22 protein-coding genes are annotated in these 20,668 nt (G+C 51.4%); 7 read left to right on the top strand and 15 right to left on the bottom strand.

Translation table 11 applies throughout. From position 1 onward, the window contains the following. Nucleotides 1–2 precede the first annotated feature (2 nt). The 4 genes from SACSAC_RS16285 to SACSAC_RS16270 all read right to left on the bottom strand — a co-directional run bounded on the left by SACSAC_RS16285 (nucleotide 3) and on the right by SACSAC_RS16270 (nucleotide 3,603). Nucleotides 3–1,436, bottom strand: a complete 1,434-nt coding sequence (locus SACSAC_RS16285; RefSeq protein WP_037288265.1) for a HAMP domain-containing sensor histidine kinase — start codon at nucleotides 1,434–1,436, stop codon at nucleotides 3–5. Then, nucleotides 1,423–2,112 (bottom strand): response regulator transcription factor, encoded by a 690-nt coding sequence (locus tag SACSAC_RS16280; protein ID WP_037288262.1) that lies wholly within the window; start codon nucleotides 2,110–2,112, stop codon nucleotides 1,423–1,425. Before SACSAC_RS16280 ends, SACSAC_RS16285 begins: the two co-directional genes overlap by 14 nt. 166 nt (nucleotides 2,113–2,278) lie before the next feature. Then, nucleotides 2,279–3,052 carry an SDR family NAD(P)-dependent oxidoreductase gene (locus SACSAC_RS16275; RefSeq protein ID WP_037288258.1) on the bottom strand — a complete coding sequence of 258 codons (774 nt, stop codon included), beginning with the start codon at nucleotides 3,050–3,052 and terminating at the stop codon, nucleotides 2,279–2,281. Next, entirely contained in the window at nucleotides 3,049–3,603 is a 555-nt protein-coding gene (locus SACSAC_RS16270) for a DUF4334 domain-containing protein (protein WP_051507532.1), read from the bottom strand. Before SACSAC_RS16270 ends, SACSAC_RS16275 begins: the two co-directional genes overlap by 4 nt. 148 nt (nucleotides 3,604–3,751) lie before the next feature. Between SACSAC_RS16270 and SACSAC_RS16265 the strand changes: the two genes are divergently transcribed. Beyond that, on the top strand, nucleotides 3,752–4,270 hold the full coding sequence (locus SACSAC_RS16265; protein WP_037288255.1) for a TetR/AcrR family transcriptional regulator: 519 nt from the start codon (nucleotides 3,752–3,754) through the stop codon (nucleotides 4,268–4,270). An 84-nt stretch (nucleotides 4,271–4,354) separates the two neighbouring features. Here SACSAC_RS16265 and SACSAC_RS16260 read toward each other — a convergent pair whose 3' ends face one another. The 6 genes from SACSAC_RS16260 to SACSAC_RS16240 form a co-directional block, all read right to left on the bottom strand. Next, on the bottom strand, nucleotides 4,355–7,183 hold the full coding sequence (locus tag SACSAC_RS16260) for a glycoside hydrolase family 2 (protein WP_051507182.1): 2,829 nt from the start codon (nucleotides 7,181–7,183) through the stop codon (nucleotides 4,355–4,357). Nucleotides 7,184–7,770: 587 nt separating this feature from the next. Next, entirely contained in the window at nucleotides 7,771–7,902 is a 132-nt protein-coding gene (locus tag SACSAC_RS28680; RefSeq protein WP_281175781.1) for a hypothetical protein, read from the bottom strand. A gap of 166 nt (nucleotides 7,903–8,068) precedes the next feature. Continuing rightward, nucleotides 8,069–9,118, bottom strand: coding sequence for an NADH:flavin oxidoreductase (locus tag SACSAC_RS16255; RefSeq protein WP_037288252.1), 1,050 nt, complete (start codon nucleotides 9,116–9,118; stop codon nucleotides 8,069–8,071). A gap of 245 nt (nucleotides 9,119–9,363) precedes the next feature. Further along, nucleotides 9,364–9,945: a TetR/AcrR family transcriptional regulator gene (locus tag SACSAC_RS16250; RefSeq protein ID WP_037288248.1), complete on the bottom strand. Its 582-nt coding sequence runs from the start codon at nucleotides 9,943–9,945 to the stop codon at nucleotides 9,364–9,366. A 108-nt stretch (nucleotides 9,946–10,053) separates the two neighbouring features. Further along, nucleotides 10,054–10,437: a hypothetical protein gene (locus SACSAC_RS16245; protein ID WP_037288244.1), complete on the bottom strand. Its 384-nt coding sequence runs from the start codon at nucleotides 10,435–10,437 to the stop codon at nucleotides 10,054–10,056. A gap of 160 nt (nucleotides 10,438–10,597) precedes the next feature. Continuing rightward, nucleotides 10,598–11,479: a LysR family transcriptional regulator gene (locus SACSAC_RS16240; RefSeq protein ID WP_037288240.1), complete on the bottom strand. Its 882-nt coding sequence runs from the start codon at nucleotides 11,477–11,479 to the stop codon at nucleotides 10,598–10,600. A gap of 120 nt (nucleotides 11,480–11,599) precedes the next feature. On the opposite strand from SACSAC_RS16240, the gene SACSAC_RS16235 reads away from it, so the two are divergent. Next, the gene (locus tag SACSAC_RS16235; protein WP_037288238.1) at nucleotides 11,600–12,970 is read left to right on the top strand and encodes an MFS transporter; all 1,371 of its coding nucleotides are present in this window, start codon (nucleotides 11,600–11,602) and stop codon (nucleotides 12,968–12,970) included. Nucleotides 12,971–13,077: 107 nt separating this feature from the next. On the opposite strand, the gene SACSAC_RS16230 is transcribed toward SACSAC_RS16235, so the two are convergent. Beyond that, complete coding sequence (locus SACSAC_RS16230; protein ID WP_037288235.1) at nucleotides 13,078–13,407, bottom strand: hypothetical protein; 330 nt, start codon at nucleotides 13,405–13,407, stop codon at nucleotides 13,078–13,080. Nucleotides 13,408–13,624: 217 nt separating this feature from the next. Here SACSAC_RS16230 and SACSAC_RS16225 point away from each other — a divergent pair, with 217 nt between their 5' ends. Then, nucleotides 13,625–14,464: a YitT family protein gene (locus SACSAC_RS16225; RefSeq protein ID WP_037288232.1), complete on the top strand. Its 840-nt coding sequence runs from the start codon at nucleotides 13,625–13,627 to the stop codon at nucleotides 14,462–14,464. Nucleotides 14,465–14,679: 215 nt separating this feature from the next. On the opposite strand, the gene SACSAC_RS16220 is transcribed toward SACSAC_RS16225, so the two are convergent. Continuing rightward, on the bottom strand, nucleotides 14,680–15,261 hold the full coding sequence (locus tag SACSAC_RS16220; RefSeq protein ID WP_037288229.1) for a hypothetical protein: 582 nt from the start codon (nucleotides 15,259–15,261) through the stop codon (nucleotides 14,680–14,682). Nucleotides 15,262–15,424: 163 nt separating this feature from the next. Here SACSAC_RS16220 and SACSAC_RS16215 point away from each other — a divergent pair, with 163 nt between their 5' ends. Then, nucleotides 15,425–15,766, top strand: a complete 342-nt coding sequence (locus SACSAC_RS16215; protein WP_037288227.1) for a cupin domain-containing protein — start codon at nucleotides 15,425–15,427, stop codon at nucleotides 15,764–15,766. 77 nt (nucleotides 15,767–15,843) lie between these two features. On the opposite strand, the gene SACSAC_RS16210 is transcribed toward SACSAC_RS16215, so the two are convergent. Then, nucleotides 15,844–16,173 (bottom strand): ArsR/SmtB family transcription factor, encoded by a 330-nt coding sequence (locus SACSAC_RS16210; RefSeq protein WP_037288224.1) that lies wholly within the window; start codon nucleotides 16,171–16,173, stop codon nucleotides 15,844–15,846. Between the two features lie 120 nt (nucleotides 16,174–16,293). Here SACSAC_RS16210 and SACSAC_RS16205 point away from each other — a divergent pair, with 120 nt between their 5' ends. From SACSAC_RS16205 to SACSAC_RS16195, 3 genes are all read left to right on the top strand, one after another. Then, the gene (locus SACSAC_RS16205; protein ID WP_051507181.1) at nucleotides 16,294–17,679 is read left to right on the top strand and encodes an MFS transporter; all 1,386 of its coding nucleotides are present in this window, start codon (nucleotides 16,294–16,296) and stop codon (nucleotides 17,677–17,679) included. Nucleotides 17,680–17,800: 121 nt separating this feature from the next. Then, nucleotides 17,801–18,286, top strand: a complete 486-nt coding sequence (locus SACSAC_RS16200) for a MarR family winged helix-turn-helix transcriptional regulator (RefSeq protein WP_037288221.1) — start codon at nucleotides 17,801–17,803, stop codon at nucleotides 18,284–18,286. 151 nt (nucleotides 18,287–18,437) lie between these two features. Next, on the top strand, nucleotides 18,438–19,694 hold the full coding sequence (locus SACSAC_RS16195; protein WP_037288219.1) for a tetracycline resistance MFS efflux pump: 1,257 nt from the start codon (nucleotides 18,438–18,440) through the stop codon (nucleotides 19,692–19,694). Between the two features lie 100 nt (nucleotides 19,695–19,794). Here the strand turns inward: SACSAC_RS16195 and SACSAC_RS16190 are convergent, their stop codons facing one another. Further along, nucleotides 19,795–20,208, bottom strand: coding sequence for a DUF488 domain-containing protein (locus tag SACSAC_RS16190; RefSeq protein WP_051507180.1), 414 nt, complete (start codon nucleotides 20,206–20,208; stop codon nucleotides 19,795–19,797). Beyond that, nucleotides 20,201–20,449: a ferredoxin gene (locus tag SACSAC_RS28480; protein WP_037292995.1), complete on the bottom strand. Its 249-nt coding sequence runs from the start codon at nucleotides 20,447–20,449 to the stop codon at nucleotides 20,201–20,203. Before SACSAC_RS28480 ends, SACSAC_RS16190 begins: the two co-directional genes overlap by 8 nt. Between the last annotated feature and the right edge of the window lie 219 nt (nucleotides 20,450–20,668).

The following is a 20,668-nucleotide window of genomic DNA, read 5'->3' as shown; positions in this document are numbered from 1 at the left end:
GCTCACTCCTTTATAGGGGATTCCGATGCGGCTTGCGTTAGCGGAAAATGGATCGTGACCTCCGTCCACTCTCCATAGACGCTATCGATCTCCAGACGTCCGCCGTAATCATCCAGCAACCGTTTGGCAATCGATAACCCCAGACCGTTTCCGCCTTCTTTGCGGCTGCGGGCCTTATCGACCCGATAGAATCGGTTGGTCACGAGCGGCAGGTCCTCTTGCGGAATTCCCGCGCCGTAGTCTTTGACCGAGAGCTTGACGACTTCGTTTTCCGCTTCTGCGGCGACGCGAATTTCTTTGCTTTCCCTGGCATGCTTGATCGCATTGTCGAATAAGATAATCAACAGCTGTTGAAGATGGCTTTTACGAACCGGCAACATAAAATCTCCTGTAAGCTCAAGCCGGGCCGAGATACGAAACTCCGGGTTCAGCGTCTGGAAATTTTCGACGATCTCCTCGACGGCCGGCCTGATCTTGATCGGCCCCGGCGGTCCGTATACGGAAGCGTCCGCACCGTCGGCTCGGGTCAGGATTAGCAGCTCCGATACCATATGAATCAGCCGGTTCGTCTCGTTCAAACTGAGCTGAATCGAGCGCTCCAAAACTTCCGGATCATCTTTGCCCCAGCGCTTGATCAGCGACAGATGACCGTGGATGATCGCCAGCGGCGTCTTCAGCTCGTGCGAAGCGTCCTCGATAAACTGCTGCTGTTGATCGAACGACTTCGATAAACTGTCCATCAGCTCGTTAAACATGGTGGACAACTCAGTCAGTTCATCCTGCGGATTACGAATCTGGACGCGTTCCTTAAGTCCTTTTTCCCGTATTCCCTTCATGGTTCGAATCATCGCGTTGATCGGATTCAGCAATTGATACGCAATCATCCGCCCGCCGATCAGACTGAGCACAATCGAGATCAATCCGGTCGCGACAAGCAGACTGGTAATCAGCGTGATCAAGCTTTCGAAATTTTCCATGTTGCGCACGATTTCGACGGTGAAGCGTTCGGAACCGAAATCGATCGGCTGGCGGTAAACGAGCAGCGTATCCCCGAGAGGCGAAGTCTGTTCCTCGGGCTCCATGTCGGCATACCGCGGAGCGACCCAGTCCTTGTCTACCTTATTCGTCACCGTGACAATCGGCACATTCCGTTCGTTCACGATTCGGATCAACTGATGCCGCTCGTTCAGCACGTTCAGGTAATATCGGCTGTCCGTCACTTTCCCGGAAGCTTCAATGCTGTGCAAGTAGACGACGGCTTCTTCCATGTTTTTACGAATGATATCTTTCTCATGGTTATGCACCCATCCTTGCAAGATCGAGAACTGAAGCAGATTGTAGAAGAAAAAAAGCAAAATCAGATGAAAAGCCGACCATAACGTCAGCTTCCACTTGATATTGAGCGTTTTCCACACCGGCAGCTTAATCTTTCTCATGCCGCATCACGTATCCAATCCCCCGGACTGTTTGGATATACGCTTCGATGTCCCCGCCGCGAGTGTCCAGCTTGTTGCGCACATGCCGGACATACACGTCCACCACATTCGTCTCGATCCCCACATCATGTCCCCAGATTCGCTCCAGAAGCAGATCGCGGGGCAGAACCCGATTGATATTCTTCATAAAAATGAACAATAGCTCGTATTCCTTCTTCGTCAGTTCAATCCATTGATCGTCCTTGCGCAGCATGCGCGATTCGATATTCAATTCAAGGTCTTTGAACGTCAGCGACATCGGCGCGGGACTCTGCGACTTCTCCTGCCGTCTGCGAATCACTCGGATACGCGCCAGCAACTCCTCGATCGCGAACGGCTTCGGCATATAGTCGTCGGCGCCGCTATCGAGTCCCGCTACGCGATCCATCACGCTGTCTCTCGCGGTAATCATGATCACCGGCGTATCCTTGGCCGCTTTCAGCCGTCTGCACACCTCGATTCCGTTCAAGCCGGGCAGCATCAGGTCCAGCAGAACCAAATCCCACTCTTCCCCGAGCGCCTGCTCCAGACCTTCTCTGCCCTCATAGGCAGGCACGGCTTCATACCCTTCATGCCGAAGCTCCAGCACGATGAAGTCGGACAATGCCTCTTCATCTTCAATGACCAAAATGCGCATAGGCGTCAGCTCCTCTTCCAACTTTATAATAATCGAATAAAACCGCTCTGAAGGGAGCATTAAAATTTTTTCATGATGGATCCGAACGCAAAAAAGAGCCCCGGTTAACGGATATCTACGCTCTGATCCGTTATTCCCATTATAGGCTCTTTGTAGGGGGATGCGCTCACTTCAATTTCCAGAATGCGTTCATCATCAAAGCTTGCGGAAACAGCCTGCCGCATAGTCTCGCTACGGTCGCCACAGCGCCAAGCGTCGCAACTGCTTTCCCCTGTTCACTGGAGCGCAGCGCGTGCTTGGCCTCATCCTGCGGCGTCGTCCGAGGCAGCTTCTGCATGATATTAAATCCGCCATGCGACTCCGCCACTTCAAAAAATCCGGTATCCACGGGGCCTGGACATAGCACGGTCACTCCAATTCCGCGCGACTTCAGCTCTTTGCCCAGAATTCGGCTGAAGTATAACACATACGACTTGGTGGCCGAATAGATCCCGAAGCCCGGAATAGGAAAATGGGCCGCCGACGACGCGATATTGATGATCCTACCGCCTGCTTGCATATAAGGGAGCGTAGCCGTCGTCACGGCTGTCAGCGCTTCGCAGTTGAGTCGGATCATGCCCAACTCCTGCTCCGCGGGCACTTCGCCGATCCGTGCGAATTTTCCGTAACCCGCGCAGTTGGCCAGCAGACGAACGTCAGGCTGACGTTCGCGCAATAACTCAGTCAGTTGCTGAATGGAGCTGCGTTCGCTTAAGTCCATCTCCAGCAACCGTGCTTGAATCGGCAGCTCGGCTTGCAGCGATTCCAGACCCGCTCGATTTTTATCCACGATCCAGACTTCGTCCAGTTGTCCCTTCAATCGTCCCGATTCCAACTGCTTCGCCAGTTCTCGTCCGATACCGGAGGCCGAGCCCGTTACGATCGCGATTCGCTCACTCATACGAATGTTCCCCTTCCGTTTACCCGATTCAAGACGAAAAAGTAAGTGTCGTCCGTATCCATGCTTTTGATGTCCATGATGCCGAGCAGCGTATCCGGATCGACTTTGCGGAACACGTCAATGATGTCTTTTTTATCATAAACCATCGACGCAGTGAGCTTGCCCCGATATTCCACTTTTCGCAGCCGCGCTGCACTTTTCTTCGTTTTGATGATCGGTCGAATTAATGTCATGGCAGGCCGGATGAGCCGCTTTGGAATTTTGTCAAAAGGCAGATTAAGCGGGATCAGCAGCGGATTGACTTTATATAACTCTCCATTCTTTTTCTCGAATACCAGAGGGTCGACATGCTCGGCGTTACGAAACTCTTTGCCGTACCATCCCGAAGCGGTGAGCAGTCCTTCGAAGGAATGCCCTGTCGCCAACTCCTCGCCTTTCCATATCCCCCACATGTCATACGGTTCTACCGTGTCTAATTCATCGAAAAATGCAAAAGCTTCTTCCTGCGAAGATTGGCGGCTTAACATTTGGTTTAATCGTTCTTTTTTCATATTCAAAACCCGTTCTCTCCTTTTGCGATTTGAAGTAGGAGTCGATGCCTGTTACATTTGTAACACTATCGCGCATTGATCGTAACATGAGCCGGTTGAGGCTTCAATGCGCAGCAAGCAAAGTGATACAAACAGGGGGAATTTGTTCATGACAGAAAATGAAGTGGTTCGGGAATCGATCGCGCAGTCTTTGCTTTTACTCATGGAGACGGAAAGTTTGGACAAAATTACGGTGGTTGAATTAACCCGTAAGGCGGGGGTATCGCGGATGTCCTTTTACCGAAACTTCGAATCCAAGGAGGACGTGCTGGCTGCGTATACGGAACGGGTCTTTCGGGACTTCCTGCACCGGATTCCGGACTTTACCGAGTTGAAAGTACTGGAGGACTCCAAAGTCTTTTTCTCCTATCTGCGCCATTACGAGTTGTTGATGAAGAATTTGGTCAAAGCCAATCTGTTCGGGATCTTCTCCGATATTTTCAGCCGGTATTTCGCGACTTTATTCGTGGACGTATATAAGCTGGATCGGAATTCGGATTATCGCAGCTATGAATTGACGTACCGGGTAGGCGGTCTGGCTAATATCATCTTCATGTGGGTGCAAAACGATTTTCGGGAGACGGATGAGCAGATGGCCGATGTGTTTCGTTATTTGTATGAGCTTTAAGCACGAATTTGCGGCACACTCAACCATCGCAAAGAGCCCAAAGAATCTAGTCCTGGGCTCTTTTTCGCAATTTTTCACATAGATTTACTTTTTCCGCAATAGCTCTTGAAGTTGCGTAACCTCAAGCTCCGCCTTCGGCGTAAAGCGCTCGCTATCCATATACGTGAGCAGACTACGCCGAAGCTGCGCAGCCGCCGGACGTTGCTCCAAATCGCTGTCGATATCCATTCCGCAGATCAACAGTTTACCTTGGCCTATGCGATATTCGATGAGATTGGTCATTTTTCGGTTATGGAAAAAGTTCGGAATAACTTGAACGATCGGCTCAAAAGGCAGTTCCTTGGGCGCGATCAGCGACACCGAACGATCCAGCAGGTCTTTCCACTGATGCTCCGCATAGCTTGCCGTCGGAAAGCCAGCCAGAGCTTCGTGCTCATGATTCACCCAAATCCCGCACGGATTATCCGTCTCAAAATGAACCGGACTCCAAAATACGGGCGTGAACTTGCCGGGAACCGCATGCGTCAACTCGGCAGCGTGAGCGAGGAAGAGGACGGAGCCGCCGCTTTCCAGCGTTTGTCGAGTCTCTTCGTTCCAATCATTCGTAATCGTAATGTTGGATTCGGAAGCTTCAATAGTCTTATCAGTTACTCCAAGCTGAGGCTGCGCATAGGCCCAGATCGACCATTCATTACGAATCTGGATGTCCGGCAGCTCAATCGTCACACGCAGCTCGGCGCTTTGCGCAATCTGGTTCAACGCATCGGATTGCAGCGTTCCCAGCGGGATTCCCGAACCGAAGCCGATCTGCTCCGTATGCAACTCTCCGTGATCCAACACATGTCCGGCCAAGTCCGTAATCGACCATTGAAGGCGCGAAGGCGACAGTTCCTTTTCTCCAAAATGAGCGATTTCGATCTCTGCTTCAAAGGGTTCCCTCGCCGTATACACGCGCTTCGGCATCCGTAGCAGCAGAACAGTCGGTCCGCAGAACGCTCGGAATTGTTCGGGTTCGATCAGACCTTTCGACTGCCAAAAAGCATCCAGAATACCGATCGTCGCCGTACTTTGCCCCGGAAAATCGTGCAGGTCAAGCAGTTGGAATCCGCCGAACTCCGGTGTCCGCAGCGCGGCTTCGATCTCGTCGCGGTACAATCGCAGCGACAGCATCCCCGAGCTTTGCACGAATTTCCGCACGTCGCCCGACAATCCGTGTTTCTCCAGATCTCCCCGGATCGCTTCCAGGTTGACTGCGCGCAGCGCGCCGGAATAATCCGCAATCGTGTCAACGTCAGGGTACACCGTATATTGCCCCACTTCGTGCGCCACCACAGGCATATCCCGCTTCGCGACCGATTCCTTGAAATCCAGCGTCGTTCCGTCCGCCAGCTCATCGGGGTAAAATTGTCCGCGAATCCCCACCCCGTCGACGGATTGCGTACAGAACAAATCTTCCGCCGGATCAGGCTGTCTGTCCCAGTTCGTCGTCAACGTATACAAATGACGGTTGTCCGATGTTCGCAACTCTTCCGCAATCCGGTGCAACAGCTCGAAATCACCGTTCAATTCATTGCCGTTGCTAAAAATGCAGAACGACGGATGGTTACCATAGGCCTTCGCAATCCGATGCGCTTCCTCCGGCAGATACGTATAATGCTCGGGATGCGCACCGACAGGCGTGTTCCAGGTATCCATCCACGCCGGGCCTTCTACTTGCAGATAAATCCCCAACCGATCCGCTGCCTCGAAGGCCGCTTCAGGCGGACACCAGGAATGGAAACGTATATGGTTCAGACCGTAGTTTTTGACCGTATTCATCAATTTCAGCCAATCTTCAAGTTCCGTCGGCGGATAACCCGTTAATGGGAAAATGCAACATTCCAGCGTACCGCGCAAGAAAACAGGTCGGCCGTTGATCGTGAGTTTTCTTCCGTCCGTCAAAAAACGTCGAAGGGCGAAAGGTTGAACCGCCTCTGCGTAAAAAGCTTGGTTGGAGGAGTGTGTTTCGCCGACTTCCGTATCCGCTCGCAGTTCCAGCTTAAGCGCATATCGATTAGGCTGAAATTCGTCCCACAGCAGCGGATTCGGTCCCACATCGTAGTTCCAGCTAAACGTCTTCTGCGATTGCGGAGAAAGAACAAGACGTTCTTGCTGCTGATTTTGTTGGTTCGACGGTGCAGACAGAGAATCATTTAGCGAAACTGTATCGGTATCCATACCCAGAATATGCGCGGACAGGTCGATGAACGCTTGCAGTTCCGCATCCGTATCGTTGCGACACACTCCGGTCACCGTCACCGTACGAAGATCGTCATGCGGGAAAATGTGCACATCCGTAATCCTCACTTGCTCATAAGCCTGCAGCTCCATCCGTCCCGCGGCACCGTTCCAGATCGTCTGCGTCTCGTCGGTGTAGGCGCTTGGATAGTTGCCGATACGCTGCACGTCCCGATTGTCGATCCGCAACGTGAGTCGATTTTTTTGCCCCGCCCGAATCAGCGCGTCGGCTTGGTATTCATGCGGAACCGATAAACTGTCGTAGCTTCCTGCGAAATTTCCGTTTACCCAGAGCGAAGATCGGAACATTACACGCTCCAGAAAAACGCCGAAGCCTTTGCCCTGCCAGTCCGAGGGAACGTCGACTTCGATTTCATACCAGGCCGCTCCGACATACGAATGCCGTTGCCGAAGCGAACGAATCGCTTCCTTGTCCATTTCTCCGTTCCATGTATAAGGCGTACCGATTCCGTTAGAAGTCAGCGTTCCTGGAAGGCTCAATGTTTGCGGCGATTCCTTGGACTGGGGCAGCCCGTGCTCGTACCATTCTTTCGTTTCTCCAATGTCTTCCGGGTCCAATGCATAGTTCCAACTTCCGTTCAGGCGAATCCGGGTTGCTGATTGTAAATCGATCATTTTCTCACTCCTTGTCTGTTATCAAAGGTTTTAGGGCGTGTACGCAAACTTCGAAGAAGGCAGATTTAGGCGAATTTTCGTTCTCGGCAAGGAAGGGTTCCGAAGGCGTGCCGGGGCACGTCAAGGGGCACTGACAAAGCAGAGGGCGAAAAGGCGGCTAAAGATGCACGTCGTTAAGTTTGCGTACACGCCCTAGTAACCTTACCTTTAACTTAGTCAAGCCTTTGGTAAGCGTTCTCATTTCAAGTGACAGGCTTTGTTGGATGTACCTTGATTGTAGAGTTCGCCGTTCGAAAAAGAAATAAATATCCGGCTGAGAAACCGACTGATTCTGCTATCTCGCCTGTTCAATACGCAAAAAAGCCCGGAACATTCGTGTTCCGGGCTTTCCCCCTTTTATGGATGCGGATAGGCAAAGACCAGCGCGGGATTGCAGAGATCATTACGCCTTGTTCTTTTATGTCCTTTGGCCCCGTGCGTGGTCGGCGTTCAATCTGGCCAAAGAAGTGTATGAAGGCTAACTGATCCTACGCACCACCCGATCTATGTTCGGTCCGTCTTACATCCCTATATAGCTATTGTTGCAACTAAGCAACAATTTCATAAAATGAAGGCTGATGCGTTTGCATTCTTGCTAAAAAGCAATAATTTTGGCGAATCAGGGCCTTTTTCTCTAAATCGGGCTCAAATTGTTGCTTATACGCATCAATATCGCTCATTCTGCTACCTAACGCCTTAAATTCTTGCTCATTTGCAATAATCGCACGTGGAGAAATCTTTTTTCTCAGAAAAAGGCTGATCCGAAGCCATTTTAGATCATGACTTCGGATCAGCCTTTAGTTTAGATGCCCTTTACGAATAATTCCAGCCTTTGCTCGCCTGTCCTCAATAAAGCTCTTGCAATGCCGCCGGCGAGAACGCCACTAGTTCATCCTGACGCCCTTGCTGTACTTTATCCGCCCAAGCCGGATCGGCGATCAATGCGCGGCCGATCGCGACCAGATCGAACTCGTTTTGCTCAAGACGCTCCAACAGATCCTCGATTCCGCTCACTTCTGCGCCTTTGCCTTCTTTGAACAAGGTCATGAATTCGCCGTCCAGCCCTACCGAGCCGACAGTAATCGTCGGTTTGCCGGTCAGCTTTTTCGTCCAGCCCGCGAGGTTCAGGGCCGAACCTTCGAACTCCGGTTGCCAGAAGCGGCGCGTGGAGCAATGGAAGACGTCAACGCCCGCTTCGCTCAGCGGCTTCAGGAATTGTTCCAATTCTTCCGGCGTCTCAGCAAGCTTCGCGCTGTAATCGCTGCCTTTCCATTGGGAGAAACGGAACACGATTGGGAATTCCGGTCCGACCGCGGCGCGAACCGCTTCGATTACTTCAACAGCGAATCGTGTACGTTCCACCATATCGCCGCCGTAACGATCGGTACGCGGGTTGGTTTTGCCCCAGAAAAATTGATCGATCAGATACTCGTGCGCCCCGTGCAGTTCAACGCCGTCGAAGCCGATTTCTTTGGCCGCCGCGGCCGAATGTGCAAACTGCTGTACGATGTCGGCCACTTCCGCTTCCGTATAATCGCCAACCTGACCGCGAGCGCCCATATGCCAAATTTGCGGAATGATCTTGCCGCCTGCGGCATGAACTTCGGATACGACGTTTTTCCAGCCTGCAAGCGCAGCTTCGCCGTGAATATGTGGTACGTTTTGCTGATTGGACGCGTCCGGGTGGTTGATCACCGTTCCTTCCGTCACGATCAGGCCGACGCCGTTCTCCGCTCTGCGGCGGTAATAGGCAGCGACATTGTCTCCCGGCACGCCTTCAGGCGAGAATTGGCGCGTCATCGGTGCCATTACCACTCGGTTAGATAGCGTGAGATTGCCTACTTGGAACGGTTGGAACAGGGATTGAACAGATTTTACGGATTGCGAATCAGTCATGGAAAATAGCCTCCTAAATAATATGTGTATGAAAATTTAAATATTAAATATATGAATACCGTCTGATTATCGTCGAAAAATCGCACTGTGCAAAAGCATATTGCGCCCCGAGCCTCACCCCCTTATTCAAATACCCATTTATTCTTGACTACGCGGTCAACTAAACACTAAAAAGCAACCGGCGTATCTGCTTCGATAAGCCGGTATTTCAAGCTTGAGAGTGATAAGCCTTTGCTCTTCAGCATCTAAGCTTGGATTAAGGCAATCGAGGTCCGCAGAACGCCGAGAATCTCTTCGCGGGGCGCGCCCGATTTCTCCATCATCTTCGCTCCGTTGATTGCATTGCTCAGATGGAGGGCCAGTTCACGGCTGCCCAAGCGCGAAGTAATCGTGCCTTCCGCTTGCCCGCCCCGAATCGCATGTTCGATCATCGCCTCGGTGCGCTGCATCATCTGCATGATTTCCCGATTGATGTCCTCGTCCGCACTTCCAAACTCCAATGACGTATTGATGATCAGACAACCGCGAATTCGGGCCTCGTCATCCGCATATAAGGCTGTTTCGCAGATCGCTTCCAGTTGGCGGACCGGCGATGTTTCATTCGCGATCCGTTTTTCCAAAATAGACAAGTTTTCTTCCCGATATAACACCAATGACTTTAAAAATAACTCTCGCTTGTTCTTAAACACGCCGTACAAACTCTGCTTCTTCACCTGCGTGGTGCGAGTCAGGTCTTCATAGGACGTCGCATGAAATCCTTTCGTCCAGAATACCTCCATGCACTGGCGAAGCGCAAGGTCGGCGTCGAATTCTCTTGGTCTGCTCATGCACAGAGTGTATCAGTTATTGACTGTGTGGTCAAGTATAAGGAACAATCAACTTTTCCGAACGCAAAAAAACCTGTCCCGGCTTGATCCGGAGCAGGATGTCTTTTTCTATCCAAGCGATTTGCTTAACCATGCCTGAAGCTTAAGTTCTTCCGTGATGTCTTCGTATACCTTCTCATTCGTGTCTTGCAAAACGACGGAGTCCTGCTTCAGCAAGCTCAGTACGCGATCGCGACTGCATGTGAAGCGGTCTAAAGACTCTTCGTCCAGATTCTCTTGAACAATCGAATCGATCAACTGGACGTATCGGGAGGATAAGTGCTGCTGCGTTCGTTTGCTTTCTTCCGATAACGTCTTCCATTTATAAGCGCCGCCGTCTACCACTTCGTTCGAACCTTCAATGTGGACCAGGCTGCATTCTTCCAAGATGAAGGCCTTAATCGCGACGGAAAGTTCGTGAAACGCGGTTTTCCGATCTGTTGTTTTTCCCATGGCAAATATGCCCCTTCCTCTCCCCGTCCCACTTTTCCGCAAAGGAAATGGTAGCCGTAAAAAAGGAAGTTTTATACCTCATTTTTCCAGAGGCTCTTTCAAGACCTACTATACAGGTTTGTTCACCCGGACACAAGGAAGCCATCCAGCACGGTTGTTTTTAAAGACGAGTATTTTCGGAAAAGCGAGCCCGAACGACTTCGCGAAATACCTTCGCCGCGCGCGAAAGATAACGCTCCGTGTTCCATAGCAAAGCGATTTCTCGGCTTAATTCTTTTTCTTTCAAGGCGATGTATCGGACTCCGCTTCGTTCTTCTTTCGCCGTAGCCGGAATGAACGCGATCCCGATACCGGCTTCAACCAGCGCAATCAGTCTGGACGGTTCATCGCCCTCGTAGACATAATGCGGCGCAAATCCATATTGAAGCGCCGCGGCGTCGATCAGATTACGCGTGCCATAGCCTTTTTTCACGCCAATCAGCCATTCGTCCCGAAGTTCGGTCAATGACAGCATCGACTTCTTTGCTAGCGGATGGTCGAAAGGAAGCGCCGCGACAATCGGATCGATATGCACGACTTCACAGCCGATTCCGTCCTTGGCAGCGAGTGGTGAAGATAATCCGAAATCCGCCTCGCCGCGTCGCAACCGTTCTTCCATTTCACCGGCAGTCAGCCGTTCGACATGAAATTGGATCTGCGGCATCTGCTTGCGAAATTCGACCAAAATCGGTGGCAGCGTACTTGCAGCGGTGACGACCAACTTCAACGTATCCGGCTCGTAGTTGGCTAAATCTCGAATCTCTCTCTTCCCCTGCTCCAGCTCAAATAACGCTTTTTCCGCTCGCTTCAAAAACAAGATGCCGAATTCGTTCAACCGCAGCCTGCGATTATTCCGATCAAATAGCGGCGCGCCCACGTCCTCTTCCAGCCGCCGGATCGTTTTGCTGAGCGAGGATTGCGTAACATGCAGCGTATGCGCAGCCTCCGTCATATGCTCGGTTCGAGCCACTTCGATAAAATACTGCAATTGCAACAGCTCCACTCGAACGCCTCCTACAGATTCATTTTCCGATTCATTCCTTTTAGTCTATGAAATCATAGCATAAAAGGTGTTGGAGTAAATGATCGGAATCTACTAAGCTTCAGGTAAGGAGGAATGAATATGCAGATACGCAGCCGTTGGCTGATGATTTCGATCGGATTGGGTATCATGCTTAATCCGCTTAACTCTTCGATGGTCGCCGTTGCCATTCCCGGTATTCAGCAGGCTTTCGGGTTGGATTATACGACGGTATCTTGGATCATTTTCTCGTTCTATATTTCGAGTGCCGTCGCGCAGCCTGTGATGGGCAAAGCCAGTGACTTGTTCGGGCGACGACGTATTTTTCTGGCGGGGCTTGTGGTCGCTTTTATTGCTTCCCTGCTCGCGCCGCTTTATCCAAGCTTCGGCTGGTTGATTGCGTTGCGCATTGTTCAATCGATCGGAACCAGCATGATGGTTGCGGTCGGCATGGCGATTGCGCGGGTTCATATCGTGGAAAAGCAATCTGCCGCGCTCGCGATTCTGTCGATCTTTCTCTCGGGAGCTGGGGCGATCGGCCCCTTTTTCGGGGGATTGCTGACGTCAAGCTGGGGCTGGGAGGCTATTTTCTTCGTTAACGTTCCTGTTGCTCTGCTTGGATTTATCTTGGCGTGGAAAAACATTCCGGAAGAACGTTCCACCGATTCGGCGTCCTCTTTGCGGGAGTGGCTGAGCCGGATTGACCTGCCGGGCATTCTTCTTTTTACGGCAGGATTAGTTACGTTATTCGTCGGACTGCTCTCGATTGAAAAAGACGGGCGGATCGAGATGGCAAAGATCGTTCTCGTCGGAATCGGACTGTTGTTGCTGCTGATCTTCGCCGTATATGAGCTGCGGATCAGCACGCCGTTTATTCCTTTGCGGTTATTCCTCCGTTATCCGGCGATCACCCGCGTCAATATGGAGTTTATGCTGGCTAATCTGCTTTTTTACGCGGTATTTTTCGGACTTCCGTCTTATTTGCAACAAATACGCGGCATAAATGAGTTGCATACGGGGATATTGATGCTGAATCTCGGTCTTTGTTCCCTTGCCGTATCGCCTTTGGCCGGAATTTGGGTGGGTCGTCACGGCGCAGCTCCGATTCTTCGTACTTCGGCGCTTATGATGGTCTTTGGCTCAGCAGGCATGGCCGTTTTGCAACCGGATTCCGGTTTGGCGACGATTCTGCTCATTCTGGCCGCCTTCGGCCTAGCGAACGGGTTAAACGGTGTTGCCATGCAAGCCGCATTATTCGCCGTCGCTCCGAAAGAAGTCATCGGCGTCGCATCCGGATTGTTCAACGCGTTTCGTTATTTGGGCACGGTCTTCTCTTCGTTGTTGACCGGGCTTGTCATGAGCGGATCGTTCAATAGTGGAGGATTTCGGGTATTGGGCATCCTGCTTTTCTCGATCGCGCTGCTGCTGACTATTTTGGGCTTACCAAAGCACAAGTCGATTGAACATCCATGACGAACGAGACGTTACGCACAGTTTTTTGTCGCAATCTAAAAACTCCCTTCGCTTGAAAGCGAGGGAGTTTCTTTTTTTTACAAACATATTCATGAAGCGGAAAGTTCTTAAGCTTGTTTCGCGACCGATTTTTTACGAACGGGAGCTTTTTTCGCTTTTTTGGCGGCGGCTTCGGCTTCTTTGGCTTCTACCCATTTGCGCTCGGTTTCTTCTCGTTCTTCGCGGCGTCCTTCATGCATGCGCTGCACGTCTTGTTCGACCTGCGTTTGCAATTTCGGATCGTTCATGTTCAAAAATTTCTCGAAAGCGTCAGGGTACATAAATTTGCGCGTTTCTGCCTCGCTGGCAAATTTAACTTCAATGCGTTGGTCCTCTTGATGAACGATCTGGCCTTGTCCGTAACTCGCATGTTCTACCTTTTGACCGATAAATTGCATAGAAGAGCGTCTCCTTTGTCGTACCTTTTTTATTTAGTATAACACATATCTGTCAAGTAGGTTTTTTTCACCCTTTCCGGTCTCTTGGCCTTTAGTCAGCTAAACGGTTAGCATGGTGTCTTGGTAGTCCAAGTTCTTGAGAAGTTTCGAAGTCCCGTGCTTAAATGAAGGCATATCGAACGGGACGTGAAAAGACGGCGGAAAGAAGGAGTTCGGGGTGAAAAAGACAAGCTTGGATCTACTGATCGTTGCGATTGGCGCCTTCGCTTTCGCATTGGGCATTAACGTATTCGTCATCCCGCATGAACTGGGTGAAGGCGGCGTGGTCGGCGTTACGATCATTTTATATTATTTATTCCAATGGTCGCCCGGTTGGAGCAGCCTGATCATCAATATGGCGCTGCTCGCGATCGGCTATCGGCTCTTACCGAAAAAGACGGTCGTCTACACCCTGCTCGCTGTCGCGCTGCATTCTCTTTTCCTGCATATGACGGAAGGTTGGCAAGTTGCGTCGAACGATCTGATGGTCAACGCGATCTTCGGCGGCGCCATGATCGGATTCGGTATCGGACTGATCATCCGCAGAGACGGGACCACAGCAGGAACGGTTATTATCGCCCGACTGATGAACAAGTTCTGGGGCTGGAATATCAGCTATGCGCTGCTCGTTTGCGATGTGCTGGTGGCGGCTTGCTCGTACTTCATTATCGGGGCGGAAAAGCTGATGTTCACGATCATTATGCTGGTGGTCGCGACGAAGATCATCGATCTGGTGACGACCGGACTGAATCCGCAAAAGTCGGTGACGATTATCTCCAAGCACAAGGACGAGATCGCCAGACAAGTGAATGCGCTGATGGATCGCGGGGTTACGGTCGTGAACGGCCAGGGGTATTATACGCAGAGTTCGGTGGATATTTTGTATGTGGTCGTGAGCAAAAAAGAGCTGGCGATGTTGAAAAATATCGTGAGAGCGACGGACCGGGATGCGTTTTTGACGATTCATAATTTGCAAGACGTGTTTGGAAAAGGGTTTGTGGATTTGCAGCAGTCTTGAAGGGTTGGTGCTTGGGTGGCGCTGCGGGAGAAATTCGGTAAAGACGCTGTCTCACTCGGAAAGTTGTGGGCGAATTCAGGGAGTGGTTTTCCGAGTTCAAAGGCGTCTTGACCTGAATTTCTCCCTCCGCTAGTCCGTCGTCGCACTTCAAGTGCTGGGTTTTAGTAGGTAAGAGGTTCAAGACTAAAGGCTGCCGATTGGCAGCCTTTTTGGGTTTAGGTAAGGGCGGGGTGGAAATTGAGTTGGATATTTAAGCGGTCGGCATCGAATTTTTGGAGAAGAAGATAGATTTGGCGACTGGTCAGGTTGGCGTCGACGAAAATTCTGGGGCTGTTGATCGAATAGCTGACGCTCCAAGGTCCGTCGTAAATGGTAGGGAGATATTTTTCGACCTTCTTGGCGTAAGCCGCCAGTTCGGGAACGGTGTACTTGGACGATTCGAACACGACGTCGGTTCCGAATTTGCGCTCCAGCGCTTTGCGAAGATTTCGGATTTTGGGTTCGTTGCTTTTTTTGGTGACGAATGCGATCTTCGGGCCTTCAGGATGATCATTATTGAAATAGTAGTCGGTGGTTGCCGGTATTAAAGCAGCATATTGTTTATTTTGGAAAAATTCTTCGAGCATGGGGATGACGCGGACTTGGAAGGCCAAGACTTCGTCATAATCGACCGAAGCGGCCGCTGGGACATTTTCGTTGGAAGCAGCTAGCGCGACACTTTCGGTTGCGGATCCGTTTGCGGCAATCGCGGTCAGACCTAAGGCTAATATAGATAAAAAGACTTTTGACTTGAACATGACGCAGCCCCCTTCTTTTTCCATTCAGACGCAAAAAGCGTTCGGAAAGTTGCAGTGCTTTGTGATTGAAATCACGAACGCATTTATTCAGCCTTTTATAATGAAGAAGACCCGAGGGAATTCCCTTATGATCAAACCTATTCGGTTAAGGAGTGAGTCATAGATGGAAAAACAAACGTTAAGCGACTTTCAGGAATATCGCGAGGATAAGTTCACGAAAAAGATCGTATTCAAAAAAGAAGGCCATGTCGCATTCGTGTTGAATTTCGGCCCGGGCCATCAGCTGCCGACGCATAACCATCCGGGAGCGACCGTATATCTGACCGTGCTCGAAGGTAACGGATTCATGATCGCGGACGGCACGGAAACGGCAGTCGCTGCAGGCGATCTGGTGCAGGTCGAAGGCCATGAAGCTTTTGCTTATCGCAGTGCGGACGATTCGCGTTCGAGCTTGTCCGTCGTGCTGATCAATACGCCGAGCGAAGAGTACGCGAAGGACGTATAACGTTTACTTGCTTATCCAAAATATCGATCTTTCGCCAAACGCCGGCGCAACTTTCCGGCGTTTTTGTTGCGGGAATCTTACAAGGAGGCAGGGTCGAGATTTTCCTGCTCGCAGCTTCTTAATACAGCATCCAGCAGTCCCGGAAAGCGTTCGTTCAAATCTTCGCTTCGCAAAGATAAGAGCCGCTGGGTGCCGACTGCCCGTGTACGGGTGACACCGGCTTCCCGCAACGTTCGCGCGTGTTGGGACAACGTGGATTTGGCAATGGAGACTTCGAAATTTTTGCAGGCCTGTTCACCATGCTTATGGATCTGTGAAACAATCTGTAGACGAATCGGATCGCTCAGCGCATGCAGCACGGTAGACAGCATGATATCGTTGCGAGCCGGATGATGAAGAATTTTCATTCGTATTCCTCTCCTTAACTCCAATCTGACATTCAAAGTTTCAATTGTATTTTACCTTATCCTCCTGCTATAATTCAATTGTTCGTTAATTACCGAACTATAGAAAAAGGAGAATTCATCATGAAACCTACTGCCACCCCTTATGCGGCCGAAGCGCCGCAGCCTTCTACACCGGGCGTTCTGGCCCGCGAAGGCTTGACGATTCTCGTCTTCAGCGTGGCCGTCATCCTTGTCGTGATGAACACGGCCATGTTCAACATGGCGCTGCCTGGCATCACTTCCGATTTCCGGATCTCCGCCACTTCCGCGTCCTGGATCGTGACCGGATACTCGATCATGTTCGCGATTTCCTCGATTACGTTCAGCCGTCTGTCCGACTTCGTGCCGCTGCGCCGACTGTTGATGATCGGCTTGATTGCGCTGGGCGGCGCGGGCGTCATCGGCTTTTTCAGTCAAAGTTTCGTCGTGCTGTTGCTCTGCCGGATCGTTCAGGCAGCCGGAGCCGGCGGTACCGTCTCGCTGGCTATGGTCTTGTTCACCCGATACATACCGCTCGAACGCCGCGGTTCCGCGATGGCAACGATTATGTCCGCCGTTGCGCTGGGCTTGGGACTGGGTCCTGTCGTCGGCGGTCTCGTCGTAGAAAACCTGAGCTGGCATTGGCTGTTCGCCATTACGGCGATCGTGCTGCTCTTGCTTCCGTTGTTCGCTTGGCTGCTGCCGAAGGAATTGCCTAAACGCGGTTCGTTCGACGCGATCGGAGGCGTGCTGCTTGCGGTCGGCATCACGAGTTTGTTATTGTTCCTCACGAATCAGATTTGGGCATTGCTCGCTCTCGGGGTAGTGGCGCTTGTATTGTTCGTCTTGCGGATTCGCCTGACGCCCGATCCGTTCGTGCTGCCTTCATTGTTTGCAAACCGTCGTTATCTGCTTCTGGCACTCGCAGGCATGACCGCGTATATTTGTAACTTCTCGACGTTGTTCCTGCTGCCGCAGGTGCTGACGAAGAACTTCGACTTTACGGTCGGACATGCGGGATTGGTCATCTTCCCGGGTTCGTTGCTTGCGATTATCGCGTCTCGCAAGATCGGGAAAGTGATCGACCGCCACGGCAACCACGGCATCTTGCGCTACGGCCCGCCGCTGCTGCTGCTATCTACTTTATTGTTTGCTTTGTTGATCGGCCATTCATGGGTCGGCGCGATGCTGACGTACATGATCCTCAGTATCTCGTTCACCGCACTCTCCAGCAGTTTGTCCAACGAGATGTCTCGCGTACTCCCGGAATCTTCGATCGGTTCGGGCATGGGACTATTCCAACTGCTGCAATTCTTTAGCGGCGCATTCAGCGTGGCGATGGCGACGACTGCGCTGGAATGGCAGCATACGCTGCCGTTGTCGACTGCTTACTCCAACATCTATTGGGGCTTATCGATTTCGGCGGGGCTTGCGATTGCTTGCGCGATCTGGTATCGCCGGCATGCTTTGAAGACGACTATTCAATAGTCGTCTTTTTTATTGTCGATCTCTTGACATTGTTGTAAAGGAAACAAAAATTAACTATAATAGAAAGCATAAGCGATCGAGACGTCTAAGATTTATGCATATAAAGAGAAGGAGGTCCGACATGAGTCAACAGGAGAAGATCATGGAAGAATTCAGATCCGTTTTCAACAAACTGGTCTGGTTGAACCGGGGCGAGATGGAAGAAGCGCTCAAAGGCCACAAATCGTCCGAAGTGCACTGCATCGAATATATCGGCAAGCATGTCGATCCTAACGTGACCCGATTGGCGGAAGCTTTTTACATGACCCGGGGAGCGATCAGCAAAATTACGAAAAAGCTGCTGGACAAAGGACTGATCGAAAGTTACCAAAGTTCCGAGAATAAAAAAGAAATTTACTTCAGGCTTACGCCCGAAGGTCGGAACGTATTCGAGATTCACGAGAATTTGCATCGGTCTTTCCGTGAGCGCGACGATGTCGTATTCGAAAAAGTCTCGGCCGAACAATACGCGTCGATGTCCCGCTTTCTGGATGCTTACAACCGGCATCTCGATGCGGAGATCGATAAACAAGGCATTATGCTTCAAGACCGTCCCAATCCCGAGTAAAATCATATCCGTATCCGGCAGTTTCTCGTTATTTCCAGAGAAGCTGCTTTTTATTTGTGTAATTTTTGTTGACAAGGAAACAAAATGAGGGTATATTCATCTTGTTTCCTAGGAAACTAAATCTCGAATCATAAAGGGGTCGTCGTTCACCATGCCAACAACTAACGCTTCTTCACCATCTACCAACGTCAATAAAAAGGCGCTGATCTTCGGCCTTATGGCTGTGTTCCTTTGCGGAATCGGCTTTAGCATTATTGCTCCCGTCGTGCCTTTTCTTGTTGCGCCGTATGTTCATAGCGCCGCCGATCAGGCAACAATGGTGACGCTGCTGACCTCGATCTATGCGCTATGCGTCTTCCTCGCGGCTCCGGCTATCGGCGCGCTCAGCGATCGCTTCGGACGCCGACCGCTGCTTCTGCTCTGCCTGCTCGGTTCCGCGATCGGGTATACCGTATTCGGTCTGGGCGGCGCGCTCTGGATCCTGTTCGTCGGTCGGATCATCGAAGGCATTACCGGCGGCAGTATCGGCATGATCTTCGCCTACTTCGCCGATATTACCCCTCGCGAGCAGCGCACCCGTTACTTCGGTTGGGTCGGCGCGGTCGCGGGAGCCGGAACGATCCTCGGTCCGGTTATCGGCGGATTGCTTGCTCATTATGGATACGCCGTTCCGATGTTCGCCGGTGCCGCGGTAACGCTGCTGACCTTCTTGTTCGGACTTCTGGTGATGCCGGAAAGTCTGAAGCCTGCCCAACGTCTCAACAAGATCTCCGCCGCGCGTTTGAATCCTTTTATCCAGCTGCGAAGCATCCTTGCTATCAAGTCGTTGCAACGGCTGTTGATCTCCGCATTTCTGCTTTGGCTTCCGAACGGCTCGTTCCAAGCGATCTTCCCTCAGTTCACGATCGACGTATTCGGCTGGCAGCCTGCGGCGATCGGACTCCTGTTTTCGATCATCGGTGTCCAGGATATCCTGTCCCAAGCTTTTCTCATGCCGATTCTGCTCAAAAAGCTGACGGATTCAAGAATCGCGATGCTCGGCATGGTCGCAGAAATGTTCGGCTATGTCTTGATTGCCGCTTCTGCGTTGTTCTCTTTCTATCCGCTGCTGATCGCAGGACTGTTCGTGTTCGGCTTCGGCGACTCCGTCTTCGGACCTTCCTTCAACGGTATGCTCTCCAAGTCGGCCGATGACAGCGAGCAGGGTCGCGTTCAAGGCGGCAGCCAATCGATTCAATCGTTGGCGCGCATCGCGGGTCCGTTGCTCGGCGGTCAGCTCTATGTCCTGCTCGGCCATGCCGCGCCTGCGTTCATGGGAGTGATCCTGATCGGCGCCGCCGTTTTTGTTCTCTATGGATACGCGCGGGGACTGACCAAAAACCGCTTGTCAGACACCACATCGATATAAAAAGCTAAAACAAAGAACCCTGCCATGCACATCGCGCATCATAGGGTTCTTTTATTATTGATCTTATCGAATGGTTACTCACTTGCTTAAGTATCGTTGTTTATTCGCCCGATCGTCTTTTCGCTTGCTGATTCAACCATTCCTCCAGCACAATCGCATGATTATGAACAGGATCTTTGGCTCCGTATAATAAGGTAACTCGCCCCTTCTCAGCTTGGCGTAATAGAGTTGCGGCGCGTTCCGCGTTTCCTTCGCCGTCGTCCAATTGAGCCAAATAGCGTTCACGGAAATAGTCGAAGCGTTCCGGTGCATGGCTGAACCAACGGCGCAGCGACGGAGTTGGAGAAAGTTCGCGAATCCACTCGTCGAACTTCACTCGCTCGCGGGACAATCCGCGCGGCCATAACCGATCCACAAGCACGCGAAAACCGTCTTCTTCAGCCGGAACATCGTATACCCGTTTGATTTGCAAGCCTGTGTCCGCCAAGTCGAACCGATCTACAAGATCAGTCATTGTCGTCTCCGAACGGAACCTCCGATACCAGGATCGAGTCCGTCGGGCAACCGTCCACGGCATCTTCCAGATCGCCTTCAAGTTGTTCGGAAACAAGCACAATCCCTCGGTTGCCATCACCCGCCATGATGTTTTCCGCCAGCCCCTCGTCATCGTAATCGAAAATGTCAGGTGCTGTCGCCCCGCAGGCGCCGCACGCAATGCAGGTGTCTTTATCTACTTTTGTATAATGATGAGCCACTTCCGTCTCCTCCTCGTCTGAGTTCTTTTCCAGTATAAAAGGAGGCGAAGGATTAGCTTGTGATTCTGCGCACGGATCGAATACGTAAGTTCCGAGCAGACTTCCGGCAGACAGGCATCCCGTCAGGCAAGCCGCAGCGATCATTTGAGTTATTTTTTCATTGTAGATTCCTCCGTTTTGGAGAGCGGGATTGCTGCAAGACGTGAAAATAAATTTTTG

The organism is Saccharibacillus sacchari DSM 19268 (assembly GCF_000585395.1).
Lineage (GTDB): Bacteria > Bacillota > Bacilli > Paenibacillales > Paenibacillaceae > Saccharibacillus > Saccharibacillus sacchari.
Note: the sequence above shows the minus strand (reverse complement) of the source record. Positions and strands in the feature narration are given on the sequence as shown.

Bases quoted from the DNA above. Each gene is read 5' to 3' on its own strand.
- SACSAC_RS16235 (WP_037288238.1), top strand. From the start codon at position 11,600: ATGCAGATACGCAGCCGTTGGCTGATGATTTCGATCGGATTGGGTATC.
- SACSAC_RS16265 (WP_037288255.1), top strand. From the start codon at position 3,752: ATGACAGAAAATGAAGTGGTTCGGGAATCGATCGCGCAGTCTTTGCTT.
- SACSAC_RS28680 (WP_281175781.1), bottom strand. From the start codon at position 7,902: ATGAGCGATATTGATGCGTATAAGCAACAATTTGAGCCCGATTTAGAG.
- SACSAC_RS16220 (WP_037288229.1), bottom strand. From the start codon at position 15,261: ATGTTCAAGTCAAAAGTCTTTTTATCTATATTAGCCTTAGGTCTGACC.
- SACSAC_RS16280 (WP_037288262.1), bottom strand. From the start codon at position 2,112: ATGCGCATTTTGGTCATTGAAGATGAAGAGGCATTGTCCGACTTCATC.
- SACSAC_RS16275 (WP_037288258.1), bottom strand. From the start codon at position 3,052: ATGAGTGAGCGAATCGCGATCGTAACGGGCTCGGCCTCCGGTATCGGA.
- SACSAC_RS16260 (WP_051507182.1), bottom strand. From the start codon at position 7,183: ATGATCGATTTACAATCAGCAACCCGGATTCGCCTGAACGGAAGTTGG.
- SACSAC_RS16205 (WP_051507181.1), top strand. From the start codon at position 16,294: ATGAAACCTACTGCCACCCCTTATGCGGCCGAAGCGCCGCAGCCTTCT.
- SACSAC_RS16270 (WP_051507532.1), bottom strand. From the start codon at position 3,603: ATGAAAAAAGAACGATTAAACCAAATGTTAAGCCGCCAATCTTCGCAG.
- SACSAC_RS16245 (WP_037288244.1), bottom strand. From the start codon at position 10,437: ATGGGAAAAACAACAGATCGGAAAACCGCGTTTCACGAACTTTCCGTC.
- SACSAC_RS16215 (WP_037288227.1), top strand. From the start codon at position 15,425: ATGGAAAAACAAACGTTAAGCGACTTTCAGGAATATCGCGAGGATAAG.
- SACSAC_RS16210 (WP_037288224.1), bottom strand. From the start codon at position 16,173: ATGAAAATTCTTCATCATCCGGCTCGCAACGATATCATGCTGTCTACC.
- SACSAC_RS16250 (WP_037288248.1), bottom strand. From the start codon at position 9,945: ATGAGCAGACCAAGAGAATTCGACGCCGACCTTGCGCTTCGCCAGTGC.
- SACSAC_RS16200 (WP_037288221.1), top strand. From the start codon at position 17,801: ATGAGTCAACAGGAGAAGATCATGGAAGAATTCAGATCCGTTTTCAAC.
- SACSAC_RS16195 (WP_037288219.1), top strand. From the start codon at position 18,438: ATGCCAACAACTAACGCTTCTTCACCATCTACCAACGTCAATAAAAAG.
- SACSAC_RS16285 (WP_037288265.1), bottom strand. From the start codon at position 1,436: ATGAGAAAGATTAAGCTGCCGGTGTGGAAAACGCTCAATATCAAGTGG.
- SACSAC_RS16230 (WP_037288235.1), bottom strand. From the start codon at position 13,407: ATGCAATTTATCGGTCAAAAGGTAGAACATGCGAGTTACGGACAAGGC.
- SACSAC_RS16255 (WP_037288252.1), bottom strand. From the start codon at position 9,118: ATGACTGATTCGCAATCCGTAAAATCTGTTCAATCCCTGTTCCAACCG.
- SACSAC_RS16190 (WP_051507180.1), bottom strand. From the start codon at position 20,208: ATGACTGATCTTGTAGATCGGTTCGACTTGGCGGACACAGGCTTGCAA.